Source organism: uncultured Nostoc sp. (assembly GCF_964245575.1).
In the GTDB taxonomy this organism is placed as follows: Bacteria; Cyanobacteriota; Cyanobacteriia; order Cyanobacteriales; family Nostocaceae; genus Nostoc.
On the sequence record NZ_CAXTNP010000347.1, the window covers coordinates 1 to 7,099 of the forward strand.

Sequence of the window (7,099 nt, forward strand, 5' to 3'; positions counted from 1 at the left end):
AAAGATAAAGCTGGCGATGCAATGGGCAAAGATAAAGCGGGTGATGCGATGAAGCAATCGCCAGCTTCCAGCAAGCCTTAGCCACAACTAGCTTTGCATCTCACTTTTCTTCTACTGGGTACTAGGGACTGGTAAACCAAGAAAATCCTAATTCCAATCCCTATACTTTGGTGCTTTGAAATCAACAGGAGAAATTCTGATGAATCACAACCTGCTTTGCCGGCGTCAATTACTTTTTTATCTTGGGTTAGGGGTTGTTGGAATCGGTGCAGCCACAACATTTTCCAACTTCACAAAAGTGAATGCCCCTTCTATCTCTCCTGTAAATCGTAACAATACACAAGGCTTGGAAGCTATTGCAGTGAAAACCCCGGTAGGCGAGAGTTTGCCAGAGTTTCAGGGTATCAGTCAGTGGCTTAATTCTACACCTTTGTCGATCGCTGACCTCAAAGGCAGTGTTATTCTGATACAGTTTTGGACTTTTGCTTGTATTAACTGCCAGCGTACCCTGCCTTACATCACTAGATGGCATAGGCAGTATGAGTCGCAGGGACTCAAGGTGATTGGCATCCACACACCAGAGTTTGCTTTTGAACGAGATCCGAACAATATAAAAAAGGCGTTACGACAACACCAAATTACTTATCCGGTTCCAGTTGATAACGAGTATAAAACTTGGTATGCTTACGAAAATCAGTATTGGCCCCATATATTTCTAGCCGATCGCCAGGGTTTACTACAATATGACCATATTGGTGAAGGGGCATACGAAAAAATAGAGCAAACTATCCGCCAGCTATTGGGGTAGAAGGAATTATGACAACTTCTACTTTATCAATTACTCTGGCTTTATTAGGAGGAGTTTTGAATGTCCTTTCACCCTGTGTTTTACCGATTTTGCCTGTACTATTGGGGCGCTCGCTCCAATCCCATACTTACGGCCCAGTAGCACTGGTAGCAGGATTAATAGCTGGTTTTGCACTAGCAGGTAGTTTACTAGGTGTAACAGCAAGCTGGTTTACAGGCGTGATTAATTTATTACGGAATGGAGCGATCGCACTCCTTTTATTTTTGGGATTACTGGCAATTTTCCCCACATGGAGTTACCGAATATTTAGTTATATTTCAGTTGGCAAGTGGGCTAAAAAACCCGCACGAATCGGACTCATGGGAGAGTTTTGGCTAGGGACTCAGTTAGGACTTTTGTGGACTCCCTGTGCTGGGCCAGTTTTGGGCGGAATTTTAGTATTAGCAGCAGTGAATCATCAAGTCGTAGGTGCATTTTGGCTACTGCTTGCTTATGGAATCGGAGCAGGTTTCCCCCTTTTAGCGATCGCCTACGGTGGGCGAGTACTCAGCCAACGAATCCTCAATCTCCGCTCCCATAGTGCAACGTTGCAGAGGATTGGTGGCGTAGCGATCGCGGCCACAGCAATTGCTATTCTTCTGGGTTGGGATGTCCAGATACAACTTTGGCTAGCTCCGTTTTTTCCTACTCAACCTCTGTGAAACGTGCCAATTTTAGATTGCCAATTTTAGATTTTGGATTAGAAGACTCAATCCGAAAGTCTAACTGGGAACAATCTAAAAATCTAAAATCCAAAATTCAAAATCCAAAATTGGTATGATCTCCTCTAAAGGCAAAGTCCGCTCAACACCAAGTCAGACTTTTCTATCAAAAACCTTTCACTGGATTAATATCATCAGTCTCATCTTAATGAGCGCTAGCGGACTGCAAATATATAATGCTAATCCGGTATTTGGCGGGCGTGCAGGTTGGCATTTTCCTGACTTTCTGTTGCTAGGAGGTTGGTTAGCGGGTGGCAGACATTGGCATTTTGCTGCTATGTGGCTGTTTTCGCTGAACTTACTTTGGTATGGACTTTATATCTTTGTAACTCGTCGTTGGCAGCGTCGCTTTGCCGATCGCAGTGACTTAAAAGCATTGCAAGTCAGCCAGAACCCAAAGCGCAAAAACTACGCATGGCATCGGCTAGTCTATACTGCTATTATTCCAGTGCTGCTGCTGGCAATCTTGAGTGGTCTGGCGATGTACAAACCTGCTCAACTGCATTGGCTTTCCGGGCTGTTTGGTAATTGGCAAACTCTACGCACTGTTCACTTTATCACTGTTCCCACAGTCATATTATTTACAGTTGCTCATTCCTTACTTGCCCTGAAGGTAGGAAGCATCCGTCTAGTTAAGTCTATGTTCCTGTAGAGGTACTTATGAGTCTGATTCTTCCCAAACGCACCCTATCCCGTCGCCGATTACTGCAAGTATCTGGACTTTCAGGGGTAGGCTTTCTTTTAGGTGGCTGTGGGACAAATTTGTTCTCAGATAATCTGCGGCAAATATCTGAGCCACTAAACCAAAGTCTTGAAGCACTTTTGCTAAGTCAAAAACCAGTCCCTGAATTTCCTATTAGTGCCATAGAACCAGACAAATTACTGATTAATACCTTTGACTTCACGCCGCAAATTGATCCGGCGCAGTTTCGCCTGAAGATTGATGGCGAAGTTAGTAACGCGATGCAATTGAGTATGGCAGATATTCAAAAACTCCCCTTGACTTCAATGGTAATTCGCCATGTGTGTGTTGAAGGCTGGGCTGCGATCGCTCAATGGGGAGGTGTGCGATTACGAGACTTGGTAGCACTGGTACAGCCTAAGTCAAACGTCCGCTATGTCTACTTCAAATCTGCTGATGGCTACTATGAAAGCTGGGATATTGCCTCTGCTGTACATCCCCAAACTCTCATGGCTTATCAAAAGAATGGACAACCTTTATCAGTTGATAATGGTGCGCCCATGCGGTTAGCATCCCCAATTAAACTCGGCTACAAGCAAAGTAAGTGGGTGACTCAAATTACATTCGTCAGCAATTTGTTACCTCGTAAAGGTTATTGGGAAGATCAGGGCTATGAGTGGTTTGCAGGGTTATAAGGCAGCAGGGAAGGCAGGGGGAGCAGGAGAAGCAGGGGGAGATGAGGGAGAAAATTTTACCTTGTTCTCGTTCTGACAATTCAGGTCATCTGGAAAACCTCACTTCTATAGCAGTCCTAAATCATTTATGAAAATTGTATATCTCTTTTTTCTTTCTTCCCTTTGCGCCCTTAGCGTACTTTGCGGTTCGTTTTCTTATTTATATTTTTCACGAATCAAATAGGACTGCTATATTTCTCTCTTCCTTTAAGGAGAGAGACTTTGAATTTTCCCCCTTAAAGCATCGGGAAGGGGGTTAGGGGGTTAGGTTTTTGGTGGACTTTTCCACATAACCTGAATTGTCAGGTTCTCCTTGTCCCCCTTGTCTCTTTGCAATGGGATGTTTTTTTATTTGGAAGTTCCTTACATCTCTACACTATAGAGGGATGGGGAATTATGGGGATTAGTTAAAAATCGTTTGGGAAGTGACAAAATATCGGACACCCAATATCTGGACTCGTTATCCAGCATTGATGTTGACGAGCTAATAAAGGACACGGGTGTTAATCCACAAAGCACGGAAAAGTAACAGCATGACTACAGAGAACCTAAGTACCTTGCCATCATCTCCAGCCCAGACCGAATTAGAATTCATAGATTCCCCGGGTTGTCAATCAACGAGTCTGCACGATTCGGATGTACCGGAAGTGGACTTGTTTAGTCCACTGAAAATTAGAGATATCACCCTGCCCGATCGCATAGCGATGTCACCAATGTGTCAATATTCCGCAGAGAATGGATTCGCAAATGATTGGCACTTTGTCCATTTAGGGAGTCGGGCTGCTGGAGGTACTCACCTGATTGTAGTAGAAGCAACAGCCGTGACAGCCCAAGGGCGAATCACCCCCGGCGATCTTGGTCTTTGGGACGATATGCACATCGAGCCACTAGCTCGCATTGTCCGCTTTCTTCGTGAGCAAGGAGCGATCGCAGGAATTCAATTAGCCCATGCTGGGCGGAAGGCGAGTTGCAATCTTCCCTGGCTGGGTGGTACACCCCTAACACCTGAAGAAGGGGCTTGGCCCGTAATCGCAGCAAGCCCAATTCCGTTTCAAGAAGGCGGCCCCGTTCCCATACCCCTCGATGAGGCTGGGATTGAAGAGGTGATTGAAGCCTTCGTTGACACAGCGCAGCGTGCCATTCAAGCGGGCTTTCAAATTATCGAAATCCACTCGGCTCATGGATATCTACTGCATTCCTTTCTTTCACCGCTAAGTAATCAACGAACAGATCGTTATGGAGGTTCGTTGGAAAACCGAATGCGTTTGTTACTGGAGGTGACAAGACGAATCCGAGAAATTCTGCCAAGCGGGATGCCGCTTTTTGTGCGCCTCTCTGCTACCGACTGGGTGGAGGGAGGTTGGGATCTCAAACAGTCAGTGATATTATCCCGTGAACTAAAGGAATTAGGCGTTGATTTGATCGATGTTTCCACAGGAGGCTTAGTCCCTCATGCCAGGATTCCCGTGCAGACAGGTTATCAAGTGCCTTTTGCTGCCAAAATCCGAGAAGAGGCTGGGATTAGGACAGGGGCTGTGGGGATGATAAAGGAGGCTGAGTATGCCAACCAAGTAATTACTCGTGGATGTGCGGATTTAGTTCTCATTGGTCGAGAAATGCTCCGCGATCCATATTGGTCGATTCATGCGCGTTGCCATTTGGATGAAGAACCGAACTGGGCTTTGCCCTACGGCTATGCAGTTAAACAACGGAGACAGGGGAAAGAAATCTAAACAGCAAGTGTTGCGATCGCAATCGTAAGGTTTGACATTGCCAAGCTGCGATCGCAATTGACTTGTGTTTAACCGTATATGTTGTATACAGGACTCATATTTGATTGCCTGAAAAAAACTCAGTACACCTTTATTCCTTCTTCCCAGTCCCCAGTAAAGAGCGATGCACTGAGCGCTGTGGTTGTGTCCCAAGTATTGAGTCTCTACAAGTAATATCATGTCCGCTTAAAAACTTCTAATATATGTAGGTTGGGGAGCCAGTGCGTTGGGCGGCTCTGCCGACTTGAAGCAACTGGCGTTTGAGGAACGAAACCCAACATTGAGATCCTTATTAATGTTGGGTTTCACTACCGTTCAACCCAACCTACATTCAGAGATTTTATTATAAGTAATCACCCGGACTTGATATAAAATTCAGGAATCAAATCGGATTGCTATATCTACTGACGATTCATTGGAAATATTTAACTACTATTACTCAATCCTCTGCCACTGCCGACCATCGCGCACCAACAAATCATCTGCTGCCGATGGCCCCCATGAGCCTGCTGCGTAGTTGGGAAAGTTTTCAGGTGACGTGGTTCCCCAAGCCTCCAGAATGGGGGTGACGACGCTCCAGCCCAGTTCTACGTTATCTGATCGCTGAAACAAAGTTGCATCACCGATCATGCAGTCGTACAGCAAAGTTTCATAGCCAGTACTCTGGATCTTGCCAAAGAAATCAGTGTAGCAAAACTCCATTTCCACTGCATCCATTGCCATAGCGGGGCCAGGCACCTTTGCACCAAATTGGAGATGAATTCCTTCTTGTGGTTGAATGCGGATGGTCAAGAAATTAGGTGTGAGACGCTCAATTGAGGTTTGGCGAAATAGTAATGAAGGTACTTGTTTAAACTGAATTGCAATTTCAGTCACGCGTTTAGCCAAACGCTTGCCGGTTCGGAGATAAAACGGCACTCCTGCCCAGCGCCAGTTGTCGATGTTCAGCTTTAAGGCAGCATAAGTTTCAGTGGTAGAGTCTGACGCAACTCGTGGCTCTGAGCGATAAGCAGGCACTTGGGTATCCTTTATTGTTGCCGCACCATACTGTCCGCGTACAGTTTGAGTTTGCACAGTTTCAGCAGTGAGTGGAACAATGGACTTCAATAGTTTTGACTTTTCATCACGCACCTCATCGGCTGAAAACGAGACCGGCGGTTCCATCGCCGTCATTGCCAGCAGTTGAAACAGATGGTTTTGCATCATGTCCCGCACTGCGCCTGTACCTTCATAGAAGTTGCCTCTGCCTTCGACTCCAACCGTTTCGGCTACGGTAATCTGTACGTGATCGATATGTTCACGATTCCAAATCGGTTCAAACAAGCCATTACCAAACCGAAACACCAGAATGTTTTGTACAGTCTCTTTGCCCAGGTAATGATCAATGCGGTAAATCTGTTTTTCTTGAAGGACAGCACCAATGGATTTATTCAGGGTACGAGCCGATTCCAAGTCGTGCCCAAACGGTTTCTCGATGATAACTCGCCGCCAGCGATCGCCCTCTTCGCGGACTAATCCTGCTGCGCCAAGCTGCGTAATGATGTCGCAAAAGAAGTTTGAGCCAGTTGCCAGGTAGAACAAATAGTTTCCCTGAGTGCCACAGTCTTGATCGATTTGAGTCAGTAAGTCTTGCAACTGATGGTAAGTGTCAGGTGACTGAAACTCACCAGCAAGATAGTACAGTCGCTGCTCAAGCGGTTGCCAGAGATCATTGTCTACGGGAACCGTGGCAAACTCCTGAATGTCTTGGGCGAGTTTGCTACGAAAATCGTCCTGACTCATTGAAGTGTGTGCGACTCCAACGATCGCAAATTCTTGCGGCAGCAAATTGCTTTGTTTGAGGTTGTAGAGGGCGGGAAGCAGCAGACGCTTGGTTAAATCTCCTGCTGCTCCAAAGATAACGATCACGCAGGGTTCTGCCGGACGGATTGAGGCTTCAACAGGAACCTGGGGCTTGGTGACAGCCGTCATGATAAAATCTCCGCATGTTCTTCAAGATATCCACCAAACTATAACGCATTGCAGACAGCAGTTTATCTGCAAACTTACCTACACCTCTAGAGTTAAAGGCAGGCAGGGGAGGCAATTGTAAGGGTTTGAGATTGCGACGCTGCGATCGCAATTGACTTGTGTTTAACCGCAGATGATATTATAGTGATCGCCTCAATAAAAGCGATCGCTCTATCTGTTTTCACGAAAAAAGACTACAGAGTTTATCTTGTAGCCTTTTTAAGGTATTTTGTATTTCCGCGAAAGTTGAATGAACTGATGCTGATTAATTTGCTCAGGGACTTGCAATGAGAGCATCAAAGACTCATTAATGGAGTTCAGAGGCTCATTAA

The 7,099-nt window shown here is 45.8% G+C and carries 7 protein-coding genes; 5 read left to right on the top strand and 2 right to left on the bottom strand.

Translation table 11 applies throughout. The annotated features are described in order from the left end of the window. The first annotated feature begins 199 nt into the window (after window positions 1–199). The 5 genes from ACFFAP_RS33785 to ACFFAP_RS33805 all read left to right on the top strand — a co-directional run bounded on the left by ACFFAP_RS33785 (window position 200) and on the right by ACFFAP_RS33805 (window position 4,718). Entirely contained in the window at window positions 200–808 is a 609-nt protein-coding gene (locus tag ACFFAP_RS33785; RefSeq protein WP_375515308.1) for a thioredoxin family protein, read from the top strand. 8 nt (window positions 809–816) lie between these two features. Continuing rightward, window positions 817–1,509, top strand: coding sequence for a cytochrome c biogenesis CcdA family protein (locus tag ACFFAP_RS33790; RefSeq protein WP_375515309.1), 693 nt, complete (start codon window positions 817–819; stop codon window positions 1,507–1,509). Window positions 1,510–1,624: 115 nt separating this feature from the next. After that, window positions 1,625–2,221 (top strand): cytochrome b/b6 domain-containing protein, encoded by a 597-nt coding sequence (locus ACFFAP_RS33795; RefSeq protein WP_375515310.1) that lies wholly within the window; start codon window positions 1,625–1,627, stop codon window positions 2,219–2,221. A gap of 8 nt (window positions 2,222–2,229) precedes the next feature. Next, complete coding sequence (locus ACFFAP_RS33800; protein ID WP_375515311.1) at window positions 2,230–2,946, top strand: molybdopterin-dependent oxidoreductase; 717 nt, start codon at window positions 2,230–2,232, stop codon at window positions 2,944–2,946. 572 nt (window positions 2,947–3,518) lie between these two features. Next, window positions 3,519–4,718 carry an NADH:flavin oxidoreductase/NADH oxidase gene (locus tag ACFFAP_RS33805; RefSeq protein WP_375515312.1) on the top strand — a complete coding sequence of 400 codons (1,200 nt, stop codon included), beginning with the start codon at window positions 3,519–3,521 and terminating at the stop codon, window positions 4,716–4,718. A 474-nt stretch (window positions 4,719–5,192) separates the two neighbouring features. On the opposite strand, the gene zwf is transcribed toward ACFFAP_RS33805, so the two are convergent. Both zwf and ACFFAP_RS33815 read right to left on the bottom strand, forming a co-directional pair. Then, entirely contained in the window at window positions 5,193–6,728 is a 1,536-nt protein-coding gene (gene zwf, locus ACFFAP_RS33810) for a glucose-6-phosphate dehydrogenase (RefSeq protein WP_375515313.1), read from the bottom strand. A gap of 92 nt (window positions 6,729–6,820) precedes the next feature. Next, the gene (locus tag ACFFAP_RS33815; protein ID WP_375515314.1) at window positions 6,821–6,952 is read right to left on the bottom strand and encodes a hypothetical protein; all 132 of its coding nucleotides are present in this window, start codon (window positions 6,950–6,952) and stop codon (window positions 6,821–6,823) included. Window positions 6,953–7,099: the final 147 nt, after the last annotated feature.

Coding starts and splice junctions, on each gene's coding strand:
- ACFFAP_RS33785 (WP_375515308.1), top strand. CDS start 200: ATGAATCACAACCTGCTTTGCCGGCGTCAATTACTTTTTTATCTTGGG.
- zwf (WP_375515313.1), bottom strand. CDS start 6,728: ATGACGGCTGTCACCAAGCCCCAGGTTCCTGTTGAAGCCTCAATCCGT.
- ACFFAP_RS33795 (WP_375515310.1), top strand. CDS start 1,625: ATGATCTCCTCTAAAGGCAAAGTCCGCTCAACACCAAGTCAGACTTTT.
- ACFFAP_RS33790 (WP_375515309.1), top strand. CDS start 817: ATGACAACTTCTACTTTATCAATTACTCTGGCTTTATTAGGAGGAGTT.
- ACFFAP_RS33800 (WP_375515311.1), top strand. CDS start 2,230: ATGAGTCTGATTCTTCCCAAACGCACCCTATCCCGTCGCCGATTACTG.
- ACFFAP_RS33805 (WP_375515312.1), top strand. CDS start 3,519: ATGACTACAGAGAACCTAAGTACCTTGCCATCATCTCCAGCCCAGACC.